This window comes from Roseococcus sp. SDR, assembly GCF_019083995.1.
Classification (GTDB): domain Bacteria; phylum Pseudomonadota; class Alphaproteobacteria; order Acetobacterales; family Acetobacteraceae; genus Roseococcus.
This window is the reverse complement of the sequence record NZ_JAHRCU010000006.1, coordinates 142,816-155,614: the sequence shown is the minus strand read 5'-3', so window position 1 is coordinate 155,614 and position 12,799 is coordinate 142,816. Positions and strand designations below refer to the sequence as shown.

The following is a 12,799-nucleotide window of genomic DNA, read 5'->3' as shown; positions in this document are numbered from 1 at the left end:
TGATGGACGGCGCCGCGCGTCCTTCGCCCTCCCGGCCCCAAGGGGGAGGGGGCCTACTTCGCCTCCTCGTGCCAGCGGCGCAGCAGCAGGTGCGAGACGAGGGTGAGGCAGAGGAAGATCAGGATGCCGAAGGCCGAGACCAGCACCAGCGCCGCGAACATGCGCGGGATCTGGAGCTGGTAGCCCGTCTCGAGGATGCGCGAGGCGAGGCCCGAGGAGGAGCCGCCCGTGCCGGCCACGAACTCGGCGACGATGGCACCGATCAGCGACAGCCCGCCCGAAATGCGCAGCCCGGCCAGGAAATAGGGCAGCGCCGTCGGCAATTGCAGCCGGACCAGCACCTGCCAGCGGCTGGCGCGGTAGAGGCGGAACAGGTCGCGCAGGTTCGGGTCCACGCTGTTCAGCCCGGTGGTGGTGTTGGCCAGGATCGGGAAGAAGGCGACGATCCAGGCGCAGATCAGCAGCGCGAGCCAGAGATTGTCGGCCCAGATGATGATGAGCGGCGCGATGGCGACGATGGGCGTGACCTGCAAAATCACCGCATAGGGATAGAGCGACATCTCCACCACGCGCGACTGCGCGAAGAGGATGGCGAGGGCGAGGCCCAGCGTGGCGGCGACGAAGAGCGCGGCGAAGGTGATCTGCGCCGTGATGACCAGCGAGGGCAGCAGCGAAGCCCAGTCCCGCACCAGCGTCTGCCCGATCAGCACGGGGCCCGGCAGGATATAGGGCGGGATATCGCGGGCCTGCACGAGCCATTCCCAGCCGCCCAGGAAGAGCAGGCCGACGATCGTCGGTGCCAGGATGCGCAGCGCGCGGTTCATGCGGCCATCGCGGCCGAGAGCGCGTGGGAGACGGCGCGGCAGTGCGCGGCATAGGACGAAGAGGTCCGGAATTCCGGCGTGGCGCGGTCCTCGGCTGGCACATGCAGCTCGGCCGCGATGCGGCCGGGGCGGGGCGACATGACCAGGATGCGCTCGGCCAGGAAGACGCTCTCGAAGGTGGAGTGGGTGACGAAGACGGTCGTGAAGCGCTCATCGCGCCAAAGGCGCAGCAGATCCTCGTTCAGGCGGTGGCGGGTGATTTCGTCCAGCGCCGCGAAGGGCTCGTCCATCAGCAGCAGGCGCGGGCGGGTGACGAGGGCGCGCGCGATGGAGACGCGCATCTTCATGCCCCCCGAGAGGGTGCGGGGCCAGGCGCTCTCGAAGCCGGTCAGGTCCACGCGGGCCAGGGCTTCGCGGGCGCGGCGCTCGGCCTCCGCGCGGGGCGTGCCGGCCAGTTCCAGCGGCAGGGCCACGTTGCGCAGCGCCGTGGCCCAGGGCATCAGCGTGGGCTCCTGGAAGACGAAGCCGATCCGGCCCGCCATGTCGGCGCCCCAGGCGAGGCGGCCTTCGCTCGGTTCGATCAGGCCCGCGATCATCCGCAGCAGGGTGGATTTGCCGCAGCCGGAGGGGCCGAGCAGGGCCAGAAAATCGCCCTCGGCGATATCGAGGGAGACGCCTTCGACGGCCGTGACGCCGCCGGGGAACTGCTTCCCGACGGCGTCCAGTCTCAGCAGAGATACGCTGCCCGGCCGATTCACGCCCTCGCTCCGCGAGGCCGATCGGACGGGGTCAGAGCCCCACCCGCTTGTTCACGAAGCGCAGGTCATAGCCGCGCCGGAAGTCGAGCCCGGCGGGATAGATCCCGGCATCGCGCATCGTGTTGTAGAAGCGCTCCCACCGCGCATCGGTCATGGCGCCCACGCCCAGGGTGTTGGCGTCGCCCGAGATGACGATGCCCTGCTCGTTCATCACGCGGATGGCGTAGGCGATGCGCTCCTCGTTCATCTCGGGATTGTCGCGGATGATGAGGCGGTTGGCCGCGGCGATGTCCTGGCCGCGCATGTATTGCGTCCAGCCCTCGATGCTCGCGTTGATGAAGCGCTGCACCACGTCGCTCCGCTGCTCCATCATGGGGCGCATGATGTCCACGGTCGTCTGGTAATTCTCATAGCCCGCATCGGCGATGAGGAAGACCTTGGGGCGCGCGCCGGCCTGGATGGCCGAGAGCGGCTCGGAGGAGAGAAACCCCTGCTGGATGGCCATGCGGTCCACCAGCCAGGGCTGGATGTTGAAGGTGTAGGGGCGCACCTGGTCATCGGTGAAGCCGAAGCGCGCCTTGAGGAAGGGCCAATAGGTCACGCGCCCGCCCGAGCCCACCAGGATGGGCCGGCCGCGCATATCCTCGAAGCTGTTGATGCCGTTGCCCTCATGCGTCATCAGGACCTGCGGGTCCTTCTGCATCATGGCGGCGATGGTGAGCGCGGGCACGTTCTCGCGCACATAGGTCAGCGCCTGGAAGCCGTTGGACATGATCATGTCCACGCGGCCGGCGACCAGCAGGCGCACCGGATCGAGGTTCGGGCCGCCCTGGCGGAGATCCACCTCGAGGCCCGCGCGGCGATAGAGGCCGGCGGCGACGGCCTGGTAATAGCCGCCATGCTCGGCCTGGGCGCGCCAGTTGGTGTGGAAGGAGACGCGGTCCAGGCTCTGCGGCACGGCGACGCGCGCGCCGGGCACGGCGGCCAGGGCGAAGGCGGCGCCGCCGCCCAGCAAGGCGCGGCGTTGGATGCGGTAGCGGGTGCGCATGGCTCTCTCCTGCGGGGCGTGTCCGATTATGTGATGCGCGGGTCGCGATGCGCCAGGGTTTCCGGAATCACGCCCCGCGCGGCGTGCCGCGCAGCATGTTGATGATGCCGGAGAAGTCCGCCCCCGCACCGCCCTCCGCCGCGAAACGCTCGTAAAGGGCCAGCGCCGCCGCACCCAGTGGCGTGGCCGCGCCCGCCGCCTCCGCCGCCTGCTGCGAGAGGCCGAGATCCTTCAGCATCAGCGCGGTGGCGAAGCCGGGCTTGTAGTCGCGGTTCGCGGGGCTGCCGGGCACGGGCCCCGGCACCGGGCAATAGGTGGTGAGCGACCAGCACTGGCCGGAGGATTTGCTCGCCACCTCGAACAGCGCCGCATGGCTGAGGCCGAGTTTTTCCGCCAGGGTGAAGGCCTCGCTGGTGCCGATCATGGAGATCGCCAGCAGCATGTTGTTGCAGAGCTTGGCGGCCTGGCCCGCGCCCGCCTCGCCGCAATGGACGATGGTGCGGCCCATCTTCTCCAGGATGGGCCTGGCCTTGGCGAAGCTCGCCGCATCGCCGCCCACCATGAAGGTGAGCGTGCCCGCCTCCGCGCCCATGGTGCCGCCGGAGACGGGGGCGTCGAGCATGGGCTTGCCGGCAGCGACCTCGCGCGCCGTCTCGACATCGATGGTGGAGCAATCAATGAGCACGGCATGCGGCTCGGCCACCGGCGCCATCTCGGCCCAGGCGGCGCGGACATGGGCGCCGGCCGGCAGCATGGTGATGACGATGTCGGCGCCGCGCGCGGCATCGGGCGCGGATTGCGCGCGCTGGATGCCGCCCTCGGCGGCGGCGTCCATCGCGGCGGCGCTGAGGTCGTAGCCGCGCACCTCATGGCCGGCCTTGGCCAGGTTGCGCGCCATGGGCAGGCCCATATTGCCGAGACCGACGAAACCGATGCGTGCCATGAAGCGCCCCTCCGTTGCTTGCGGCGAAGCTAGAACAAGCTTCAGGCGCGCTCCACCCCGCCGCCGCGCAACGGGGCGATGAACTGGCCCACGGTGGTGAGCGGCGCGCCCGGCTGCTGCACGAAGGGCACGGCGCGGTAGAGGGCGTGCATCTGATCCCGCCCCGCGATGTGCAGCGTGTAGCCGCGGCGGTTGCTGTTGAACTTGAGGTGCGGGTTGGCGGCCATGATCTCGGGCGCGGTCGCCTGGATGTCGCTGCCATCGCCCTCGCTGGTGATGGAGGTGCCGACGAATTCCACCAGCGGGCCCACATCATTGGCCCAGGCGCGATGCACGTCGCCGGTCAGCGCGATGCCGCCCTGGCGGTTGGCGAAGATGTCCAGCAGCCGCTGGCGGGCGGCGGGGTAGCCATCCCAGCTGTCCATGCTGCGCGTGCCGCGTGGGAAGAGGCGCGGGGCGAGGAAGATCTGCTGCGCCAGCACCTGCCAGGTGGCGGGGCTGTTCGCCACGCCGTCGCGCAGCCAGGCCTCCTGCGCGGCGCCCAGCACCTGGGCGTCGGGCCGGTTCACCGCGTCGCAAGGGGTGACGACACCATCGCCGCAGGGCTGGTCGTCGCGGAAGCGGCGCGTGTCGAGCACGTGCAGGTCGAGCCGCCGGCCGAAGCGCAGGCGACGGTAGGCGGTGATCTCGGTGCCACGCGGCTTCGCGGCGGGCCGCACCGGCATGTGCTCATACCAGGCCTGGAAGGCGGCGGCGGCGCGCAGCGCGAAGACCTCGTGCGGCGTCGCCACCGGGAAGCGCGCGCCGCCGTCGCGCTGGCTGATCAGGCCGACCCAATTGTTCTCCACCTCGTGGTCGTCATAGCTGACGATGAAGGGATGCGCGGCATGGGCCGCGGCCAGGTCGGCATCGCTGCGGTATTGCGCGTAGCGCGAGCGGTAGTCGTCCAGCGTCAGCGTCTCGCCGCCGTGATGCGTGCGGACGATCGGGCCCCAGCCGCGCGCGCCCGGCTGGCGTCCGGCATATTCATAGATGTAGTCGCCATAGTGGAAGACGAAGTCGAGGGAATCCTCCGCCGCCGCGTGGCGCCAGGCGGTGAAGTGCCCATGCTCGTAGTTCTGGCAGCCGGCATTGAGGAAGCGGATCTCGGCATCCGCGCCGGGCGCGGGCGCGGTGCGGGTGCGGCCGATGGGGGTTTCGAATTGGCCGAAGCGGAAGCGGTAGAAATAGCTGCGCGCGGGTTCCAGGCCTTCGAGCACGAGATGGACGGAATGCGCGTCCTCGGGCCGGGCCACCACCTCGCCGGATCGCAGGATGCGGCGCATCTGCTCGTCGGCGCCGAGTTCCCAGCGCAGCGTGACCGGCACGGGGGCCATGCCGCCGCCGGGCTCGAGCGGCGCGGGGGCCAGGCGCGTCCAGAGGACGACGCTGTCCGGCCAGGGGTCGCCGGAGGCCAGGCCCAGCGTGAAGGGATTGCCCGGCGCCTGGGCGCGGGCGCGCGGCGGCTGCGCCACGGCCAGCGCGGCGAGGCCCGTGGCCCCGCGCAGCAGGCCGCGCCGCGCGAGGGTCAGCATGTGGCGCGTGGCGCTATCCATCGGCCAGGGCATCCCGCACCACGGAGCGGAATTCGCGCCGGTGCAACTCGCGCAGCACGAGCAGCGAGGCGATGATCAGCGCGATGGGATGGATGATCCAGGCGAGTGCCGCGAGGCCGAAATAATAGGCGCGCAGCCCGGTGTTGAAGTGGCGCGCGGCGCGGTTCGCCACCTTCGCCGCCATCTCGGCCTGGGGCGTGAAATCGGGGCCGAGGCCGATGCCGCCGATGACGATGGAGCAGTAGTTGAACTGGCGCAGCGCCCAGGTCAGTTCGAAGAAGGCGCGCACGAAGATCAGCACCAAGAGCGCGATCCGCATCTCCCAGGCGATGTCGCTGGAGGGCGCCTCGGCGAAGGGCAAGGCCGCCAGCACGCGCCGGCCGAGATCGGGCGAGCCGAGCAGGGCCACCAGGCCCGCCAGGATGAAGATGGAGGTATTGGCGAGGAAGCCCGTGCTCTGCATCAGATTGCCGATGATCGCCGTGTCGCTGATGCGGTTCTCGCGGTTCAGCAGCGCGATCATCCAGCGCCGGCGATGCTCGTCCATCGCGGCGATGACGGAGCGGCGCTGGATGCGGGGCACGCGGTCCACCACGGCGGTATAGCCCGCCCAGCAGGCGAAGAAGACCACGAGAGCCGCGACATCCAGCGTGGAGAGCAGGCCGCCGATCATCCGTGTATCATCATTGGGGGGCGAGCTTCCTCTCGACGAAATCCAGCCGGTCCTGCCCCCAGAAGATCTCGCCCTCGATGACGAAGGAGGGTGCCCCGAAGACGCCGCGATCCAGCGCGGCCTGGCTGTCCGCCTGCCGCATCGCGGCCCATTTCGGATCGGCGGCCAGCGCCAGCAGGGCCGCGCCATCCTGGCCGCATTCGGCGGCCAGCGTCGCGAAATCCGCCACCGGATCGCGATCCTCCGCCCAGAGCGCCTTCATGATGCGATGCGCGAGGCGGATGGCGGGTGCGTCGCCCCCAAGGGGAGATGGCGTCTCGCGCAGCGCGATCACGGCTTGCGCCAGCATGGCCTCGGGGAAGGGGAAGTGCTTGGGCTCCAGCGTCAGCGGCAGGCCCGTCGCCTCGCGCCAGCGGCGCAGTTCCATCATGCGATAGGCCTGGCGTTGCGGTGAGCGCTTGGGCAGCGGCAACCCGCCCGAGGCCGGAAAGATCAGCCCGAAATCCACCGGCCAGAATTTCAGCGAGGCTCCATGCTTCGCGCAGAGCGCCTCGATCCGGGCCGAGCCCAGATAGGTCCAGGGGGAGTTCAGGGAGCCGTAATAGTCCACATGCATGGCGTGCATCCTCTCAAGGCGCACAGCCTGGGCGAAAACGCGCCCCACGCGAAGAGCAAAGCCGGCGAGCGGAAGCATTTCCGCCCCCCGGAGCCCTTCCGCGGCTTTGCCGCGGAAGGAGGAGCCGAGCCCCGAAGGATCAAACCAATCCCGGGGCCCCCGTGAACACGCGAAGCGGGTTCACGGGGATGAAGACGGGGCCCCCGTGAACACGCGAAGCGGGTTCATGGGGATGAAGACGGGGCCCCCGCGAAGACGCGAAGCGGCTTCGTGGGGAATTAGCCCATCTTCTTCTTCAGGTTCTCATCGAGCTTGGCGAGGAAGGCCTGGGTGTTGAGCCAGGGCTGGTCCTTGCTGATGAGGATCGCGAGGTCCTTAGTCATGTAGCCGCTCTCCACCGTCTCGATGCACACGGCCTCGAGCGCGTTGGCGAAGTCCACCACATCCGGCGTGCCGTCGAACTTGCCGCGATAGGCGAGGCCGCGCGTCCAGGCGAAGATGGAGGCGATGGGGTTCGTGCTCGTCTCGCGGCCCTTCTGGTGCTCGCGGTAGTGGCGCGTCACCGTGCCGTGCGCGGCCTCGGACTCCACCGTGTTGCCATCGGGCGAGAGCAGCACGGAGGTCATCAGGCCGAGCGAGCCGAAGCCCTGCGCCACGATGTCCGACTGCACGTCGCCATCGTAGTTCTTGCAGGCCCAGACATAGCCGCCTTCCCACTTGAGCGCGGAGGCCACCATGTCGTCGATCAGGCGGTCCTCATAGGTCAGGCCGGCGGCCTTGAAGCGATCGGCGAACTCGGCGTCGAAGATGCGCTTGAAGATGTCCTTGAAGGAGCCGTCATAGGCCTTGAGGATCGTGTTCTTGTGGCTGAGGTAGACCGAGAAGTTGCGCGCCAGGCCGTAGTTGAAGGAGGCGCGGGCGAAGCCCTCGATCGAGGTGTTGAGGTTGTGCTGCATCATCGCCACACCGCCGGCGTCGCCGATGGCGAAGTCGCCGATCTCCTGCGGCTGGCCGCCCTCGGGCGTGAAGGTCATGGTGACCTTGCCCTTGCCCGGCACCTTCATCTCGACGGCGCGGTAGATGTCGCCATAGGCGTGGCGGCCGACGACGATGGGCTTGTTCCAGTGCGGCACCAGGCGCGGCACGTTGGAGCAGATGATCGGCTCGCGGAAGATCGTGCCATCCAGGATGTTGCGGATGGTGCCGTTCGGGCTGCGCCACATCTTCTTCAGGCCGAACTCGGCGACGCGCGCCTCATCGGGGGTGATGGTCGCGCACTTCACGCCGACGCCGTACTGCTTGGTCGCGTTGGCGGCGTCCACCGTCACCTGGTCATCGGTCTGGTCGCGATACTCGATGCCGAGGTCGTAATACTTCAGGTCGATATCGAGGTACGGCAGGATCAGGCGGTCCTTGATGAACCCCCAGATGATGCGCGTCATCTCATCCCCGTCCATCTCGACGACGGGGGTCTTCACCTTGATCTTTGCCATATCCTCAATCCCTCGTGCCGCCTTGGCGGCGCCCGGCGGGTGCCGGCCGGCTGGCGGTCGCCCTTGATGTTGCAGTGCGGCGCGCAACATCGCACCGCCGCCCCGCCGGGACAAGCCCGCGAGGGCCGGCCGCCCGGAACGTGCCGCTTGCGGCACGGAGACACTGTCTGTTTATTGGAACAAACACCCTGGGGGTTTCCCGGCCATGGCCCTGTCCGGCCGCGCGCTGATCCATTCCTTGCTGCACCGCTCCTCCATCGCCTTCATGCTGCTGGTGACGACGCTGCTGGTCGCGAGCTGGCTGCTGGTCGAGGACGGCACGCATGGGCTGCGGCAGGCGGCGCTGGCCCGCGCCACCCAAGCCGCGGCGCGCGCCGCGCTCGTGGTGAAGGACGAACTCCAGGGGGCCGAGGCGCGGCTGGTGCAGTCCCAGCGCGAGGGCCGGGCCGGGCCGGGGGTCACGATCGCGGTCCTGCCGCCGGATGTGACGGCGGCGCTCCCGGGCGCCGAGGCCGGGCAACTCCGTTTCTGGCCCTTGGCGCGGGGTGGGGCGACCCCGCCCGAGGTGCTGGCCTTTCTGGTTCCGGCCCAGCCGGGCGCGCCCACGCCCATGCTGCGCATTCCCGTGGCCACGCTGGAGGCGCTGCTGGCGCCGCCGCCGGGCACGGCGCTGCGGCTGGTGACGGGCCTCGGCACCGAACTGGCCGCCGCGGGAACGCCGGGTGACGTGCATGCCAGCCTCTGGGTGCGGGAGGGCGCGCTCCGGGTGGATGCCAGCGCGATCCCGGCCAGGATGTCACTGGCGGTGCTGCTGATCCCCTTCTTCGGGCTCGGGACGCTCGGCTTCATCTTCCGCCGGCATCTGCAGCGGACGGACCGGGTGGAGCTGAAGCTGGCCGCGCTGCGCGGCAGCCTGGCGCGGCATGCGGCGCAATTGAGCGTGAATGAGGCGCGGATGCGCCTCTCGCAGAATGAGCGACTGGCGGCCGAGCGGCGCGAGCAGGCGCTGATCGAGGCCTGGCCGGTGCCGGTGGCGCTGCTCGACCCGGAGGGGAAGCTCTCGGCCTGGAACCAGGCCTTCGAGGCGCTGCTGCCGCCCGAGACGCTGCGGCGGGACCTGCCATCGGGCATGCTCACGCGGCATCTCGATATCCGCGCGCCAGGCAAGGACAATGGCCGGCGCGGCCCGGGCAACCGCCCGCGCGCGCGGTCCACCACCATGGCCGATGGCAGCCGGCTGCTGGAAGCCCTGCCCGATGCGCCGCCCCAGGGGCTGGACGAGGCGCGGCAGCTCTGCCGCGAGGAGATGCTGGCCCTGGCCCCGCAACTGCGCGAGGCGGTGCGGCTGGGCGATGGGGCGGCGGCGCGGCGCCAGGCGCATGCGATCCGGGGCCTCGCGGCCAATTTCGGGCTCTTGGCGCTGGTCCCGGTGCTGCAGGCCCTGGAAGCCGCCGCCGCCGCACCCCAGATGGCGGGTCTGGACGCGGCGCTTGCCGCCTTCGAGCGCGAATTCGACGCGGCCTTGCGGCAACTCGGCAGCGCGGCGGCCTGAAGCCCGCGGCCCTGGGCCGCTTTGGGCGGTTGCGCGGGCGGTAACGAAGCGCGAGACTGGCGCCAATCAACTGCCTGGAGGGCATTCGCCATGGATATCGTCATCGCCTCCGCCGCGCGCACGCCGGTGGGCAGCTTCAACGGGGCCTTCGCGAGCCTCGCCGCGCATGACCTCGGCAAGGTCGCGATCGAGGCCGCGCTCTCCCGCGCCGGCGTCGCCGCCAGCGATGTGGATGAGGTCATCCTGGGCCAGATCCTCTCGGCCGGTGCGGGCCAGAACCCGGCCCGCCAGGCGGCGGTGAACGCCGGCATCCCGGTCGAGCGCACCGCCTTCGGCATCAACCAGCTCTGCGGCTCGGGCCTGCGGGCGGTGGCGCTGGCGGCGCAGCAGATCGCGACGGGCGATGCCTCCATCGTCGTCGCCGGCGGGCAGGAGAGCATGACCCAGGCGCCGCATTGCGCGCAGATGCGCGCTGGCCAGAAGATGGGCAGCCTGGAGCTGGTGGACACCATGCTGCGCGATGGGCTGATGGACGCCTTCCACGGCTACCACATGGGCAACACGGCGGAGAATGTGGCGCAGAAATACCAGCTGACGCGCCAGGAGCAGGACGAATTCGCCGCCGCCAGCCAGCGCAAGGCGGGCGAGGCGATGGCCGCCGGCCGCTTCAAGGATGAGATCGCGCCCGTCACGGTGAAGACCCGCAAGGGCGATGTGGTGGTCAGCCAGGACGAGTATCCGAAGCCGGAGACCACGACCGAGGTGCTGGCCAAGCTGCGCCCGGCCTTCAACAAGGAAGGCACGGTCACGGCCGGCAATGCCTCGGGCATCAATGATGGCGCGGCCGCGGTGGTCGTGATGTCGGCCGAGGAGGCGCGGCGCCGGGGCATCACGCCGCTGGCGCGCATCGTGAGCTGGGCGACGGCGGGCGTGGACCCCTCCATCATGGGCACGGGGCCGATCCCGGCGAGCCGCAAGGCGCTGGCCAAGGCCGGCTGGACGGTGAATGACCTCGACCTGATCGAGGCGAATGAGGCCTTCGCGGCGCAGGCCTGCGCGGTCAACAAGGATCTCGGCTGGGATACGGCCAAGGTGAACGTGAATGGCGGTGCCATCGCGCTGGGCCACCCCATCGGCGCCTCGGGTGCCCGCGTGCTGACCACGCTGCTCTATGAGATGCAGCGCCGGGACGCGAAGAAGGGCCTGGTCACGCTGTGCATCGGCGGCGGCATGGGTGTCGCCATGTGCCTGCAGCGCGACTGAGGCCGCAGGCCTCAGTCGGAGAAGGGGTCCGGGGCCAAGGGTTTCCCCCCTGGGGCCCCGGCGGGTCCAGGGCAGCGCCCTGGCCTTTTCCCTCTCGGAGCGTGCCGCGCCCGCGCTGCACGCTCTTTTTCTGTTGAGCGCGCGGCTCGGCGATCCCGCCTGAACGCGGCGCGTTTCAGATGAACTGTCCGCGCAGGAAGCCCAGCGCCGGCAGCGGCGTCCATTTCCGCGGCAGGTCCGAGCGGCGGATCGGCGTCACCGAGTAATGCGGCAGCGGTTGCTTCGAGCGTTCCAGGAAATCGGCATAGGCCCGCACCTGCTGGGCGCGCCAGGCGCGGTCCTCCAGCGCCGCCGCGCGGCTGCGGAAGATCTCGGCCACGCGGTTGGCGCGGCCGACGGTGGCGACCACGGCCCACAAGGTATCCTCGTCGCCTCGCGGCAGCGATGTGATGTCCCGCATGCCCTCACATAAGGAAACGGGCCGTCGCCGGGTCAAGCGGTTCCTGCGGCGCTCCGGCTGAAAAATCCGCCATGAAAAAGGCGCCGGAGGTTTCCCCCCGGCGCCCTTCGATTCCCCCGAACCATCAGCTGCGAGGCCGATTCACGCCCTTGGTGTGGCCACCAAGGGCGATCGGGCTCGGGTGGCGAGAGCTTACCCCAGGCGCTCGCCATGCTGCGTGACGTCGAGGCCCTCGCGCTCCTCTTCCTCGGAGACGCGCAGGCCGACCATGGCATCCACGATCTTCAGCAGGATGAAGGTGCCGACCGCCGAGTAGGCGATGGTCACCAGCACCGACTTCACCTGGATCCAGAGCATGTCCGGGTTGCCGTAGAGCAGGCCGGAATAGGCCAGCGCGGCTTCCGCGTCGTCGGTCTTGTAGAGCATGCCATAGGCGAAGACGCCGGTGAGGATGGCGCCCACGATGCCGCCCACGCCGTGCACGCCGAAGGCGTCCAGGCTGTCGTCATAGCCCAGCGCCTTCTTCAGCGCGGTCGCGGCCCAGAAGCAGATCACGCCGGACGCGCCACCGATGACCAGCGCCGCGCCGGGGAAGACCCAGCCCGAGGCGGGCGTGATGGCGACGAGGCCCGCGATGGCGCCCGAGATGGCACCCAGCGCCGAAGGCTTGCCCTTGGTGGCCCACTCGGCGAAGACCCAGGTGAGCGTGCCCATGGCGGCGGCGACCATCGTGACCAGCATGGCCATGCCCGCACGGCCATCGGCGGCGAGCGAGGAGCCGGCGTTGAAGCCGAACCAGCCCACCCAGAGCAGCGAGGCGCCGATCATGGCGAAGGCGAGGTTGTGCGGCGACATGTTGTCATGCCCGTAGCCCACGCGCTTGCCCAGCACGATGGCGGCCACCAGGCCGGCCACGCCCGCGTTGATGTGCACCACCGTGCCGCCGGCGAAGTCGAGCGCGCCCCAGGCCCAGATCAGGCCCGAGGGATGCCAGACCGCATGCGCGATGGGCGAGTAGATCAGCAGCGACCAGGGCACGATAAAGAGGCAGACGGCGCTGAACTTCATGCGGTCGGCCACCGCGCCGAAGATGAGCGCGGCGGTGATGATCGCAAACGTCATCTGGAACATGGCGAAGACCGTCTCGGGGATGGTCGTCGCGACCTCGCTCTCGCCGCCCAGGCCCTTGCCCAGGATGAAGGGGCCGTTCCATTCGATGCCGGAGAACATGATCTTGGAGAAGTCGCCGAAATAGAGGCCGCCATTGCCGAAGGCGATGGAATAGCCCGCGACCATCCAGGTGACGGCGATCAGCGCGGCCACGAAGAAGGACTGCATCATGGTGGCCAGCACGGTCTTCTTGCGGACCATGCCCGCGTAGAAGAGGGCGACGCCCGGGATGGTCATCATCAGCACGAGGCAGGTGGCGACGATCATCCAGGCGGTGTTGCCGGCGTCGAGCTTCGGCTCGTCCGCCGCCAGGGCGGGCAGCGCGCCCAGCGCGAGGGCCGGGGCGGCCAGCAAGGCGCCGCGCATCCAGGGTTTCATGGTCAGGCTTCTCCCAAGGGAAAGGG

The 12,799-nt window shown here is 69.8% G+C and carries 12 protein-coding genes; 2 read left to right on the top strand and 10 right to left on the bottom strand.

Annotated elements, in window-relative coordinates; all coding sequences use genetic code 11:
• Positions 1–53: 53 nt before the first annotated feature.
• The 8 genes from KTR66_RS08960 to KTR66_RS08925 form a co-directional block, all read right to left on the bottom strand.
• Positions 54–824: an ABC transporter permease gene (locus KTR66_RS08960; protein ID WP_213612235.1), complete on the bottom strand. Its 771-nt coding sequence runs from the start codon at positions 822–824 to the stop codon at positions 54–56.
• Complete coding sequence (locus tag KTR66_RS08955) at positions 821–1,582, bottom strand: ABC transporter ATP-binding protein (protein WP_371819067.1); 762 nt, start codon at positions 1,580–1,582, stop codon at positions 821–823. The genes KTR66_RS08960 and KTR66_RS08955 overlap by 4 nt, the downstream gene beginning before the upstream one ends.
• A gap of 31 nt (positions 1,583–1,613) precedes the next feature.
• A complete protein-coding gene (locus tag KTR66_RS08950; RefSeq protein WP_213612234.1) occupies positions 1,614–2,630 on the bottom strand; it encodes an ABC transporter substrate-binding protein in 1,017 nt (338 codons plus the stop codon).
• 67 nt (positions 2,631–2,697) lie between these two features.
• The gene (gene mmsB, locus KTR66_RS08945) at positions 2,698–3,573 is read right to left on the bottom strand and encodes a 3-hydroxyisobutyrate dehydrogenase (RefSeq protein ID WP_213612233.1); all 876 of its coding nucleotides are present in this window, start codon (positions 3,571–3,573) and stop codon (positions 2,698–2,700) included.
• A 41-nt stretch (positions 3,574–3,614) separates the two neighbouring features.
• Positions 3,615–5,168 (bottom strand): alkaline phosphatase, encoded by a 1,554-nt coding sequence (locus KTR66_RS08940; RefSeq protein ID WP_213612232.1) that lies wholly within the window; start codon positions 5,166–5,168, stop codon positions 3,615–3,617.
• The gene (locus KTR66_RS08935) at positions 5,161–5,841 is read right to left on the bottom strand and encodes a DUF599 domain-containing protein (protein ID WP_249731965.1); all 681 of its coding nucleotides are present in this window, start codon (positions 5,839–5,841) and stop codon (positions 5,161–5,163) included. Before KTR66_RS08935 ends, KTR66_RS08940 begins: the two co-directional genes overlap by 8 nt.
• 10 nt (positions 5,842–5,851) lie before the next feature.
• On the bottom strand, positions 5,852–6,457 hold the full coding sequence (locus tag KTR66_RS08930; RefSeq protein WP_213612231.1) for a 2-hydroxychromene-2-carboxylate isomerase: 606 nt from the start codon (positions 6,455–6,457) through the stop codon (positions 5,852–5,854).
• Between the two features lie 278 nt (positions 6,458–6,735).
• Positions 6,736–7,950: an NADP-dependent isocitrate dehydrogenase gene (locus tag KTR66_RS08925; protein WP_213612230.1), complete on the bottom strand. Its 1,215-nt coding sequence runs from the start codon at positions 7,948–7,950 to the stop codon at positions 6,736–6,738.
• Between the two features lie 205 nt (positions 7,951–8,155).
• On the opposite strand from KTR66_RS08925, the gene KTR66_RS25175 reads away from it, so the two are divergent.
• A complete protein-coding gene (locus tag KTR66_RS25175; protein ID WP_213612229.1) occupies positions 8,156–9,502 on the top strand; it encodes an Hpt domain-containing protein in 1,347 nt (448 codons plus the stop codon).
• 90 nt (positions 9,503–9,592) lie between these two features.
• Positions 9,593–10,765, top strand: a complete 1,173-nt coding sequence (locus tag KTR66_RS08915; protein WP_213612228.1) for an acetyl-CoA C-acetyltransferase — start codon at positions 9,593–9,595, stop codon at positions 10,763–10,765.
• Positions 10,766–10,940: 175 nt separating this feature from the next.
• Here KTR66_RS08915 and KTR66_RS08910 read toward each other — a convergent pair whose 3' ends face one another.
• Positions 10,941–11,174, bottom strand: coding sequence for a hypothetical protein (locus tag KTR66_RS08910; protein WP_371819066.1), 234 nt, complete (start codon positions 11,172–11,174; stop codon positions 10,941–10,943).
• A gap of 243 nt (positions 11,175–11,417) precedes the next feature.
• Positions 11,418–12,773 carry an ammonium transporter gene (locus KTR66_RS08905; protein WP_213612226.1) on the bottom strand — a complete coding sequence of 452 codons (1,356 nt, stop codon included), beginning with the start codon at positions 12,771–12,773 and terminating at the stop codon, positions 11,418–11,420.
• Positions 12,774–12,799: the final 26 nt, after the last annotated feature.

Coding starts and splice junctions, on each gene's coding strand:
- KTR66_RS08960 (WP_213612235.1), bottom strand. CDS start 824: ATGAACCGCGCGCTGCGCATCCTGGCACCGACGATCGTCGGCCTGCTC.
- KTR66_RS08950 (WP_213612234.1), bottom strand. CDS start 2,630: ATGCGCACCCGCTACCGCATCCAACGCCGCGCCTTGCTGGGCGGCGGC.
- mmsB (WP_213612233.1), bottom strand. CDS start 3,573: ATGGCACGCATCGGTTTCGTCGGTCTCGGCAATATGGGCCTGCCCATG.
- KTR66_RS08940 (WP_213612232.1), bottom strand. CDS start 5,168: ATGGATAGCGCCACGCGCCACATGCTGACCCTCGCGCGGCGCGGCCTG.
- KTR66_RS08935 (WP_249731965.1), bottom strand. CDS start 5,841: ATGATCGGCGGCCTGCTCTCCACGCTGGATGTCGCGGCTCTCGTGGTC.
- KTR66_RS08930 (WP_213612231.1), bottom strand. CDS start 6,457: ATGCATGTGGACTATTACGGCTCCCTGAACTCCCCCTGGACCTATCTG.
- KTR66_RS08925 (WP_213612230.1), bottom strand. CDS start 7,950: ATGGCAAAGATCAAGGTGAAGACCCCCGTCGTCGAGATGGACGGGGAT.
- KTR66_RS25175 (WP_213612229.1), top strand. CDS start 8,156: ATGGCCCTGTCCGGCCGCGCGCTGATCCATTCCTTGCTGCACCGCTCC.
- KTR66_RS08915 (WP_213612228.1), top strand. CDS start 9,593: ATGGATATCGTCATCGCCTCCGCCGCGCGCACGCCGGTGGGCAGCTTC.
- KTR66_RS08905 (WP_213612226.1), bottom strand. CDS start 12,773: ATGAAACCCTGGATGCGCGGCGCCTTGCTGGCCGCCCCGGCCCTCGCG.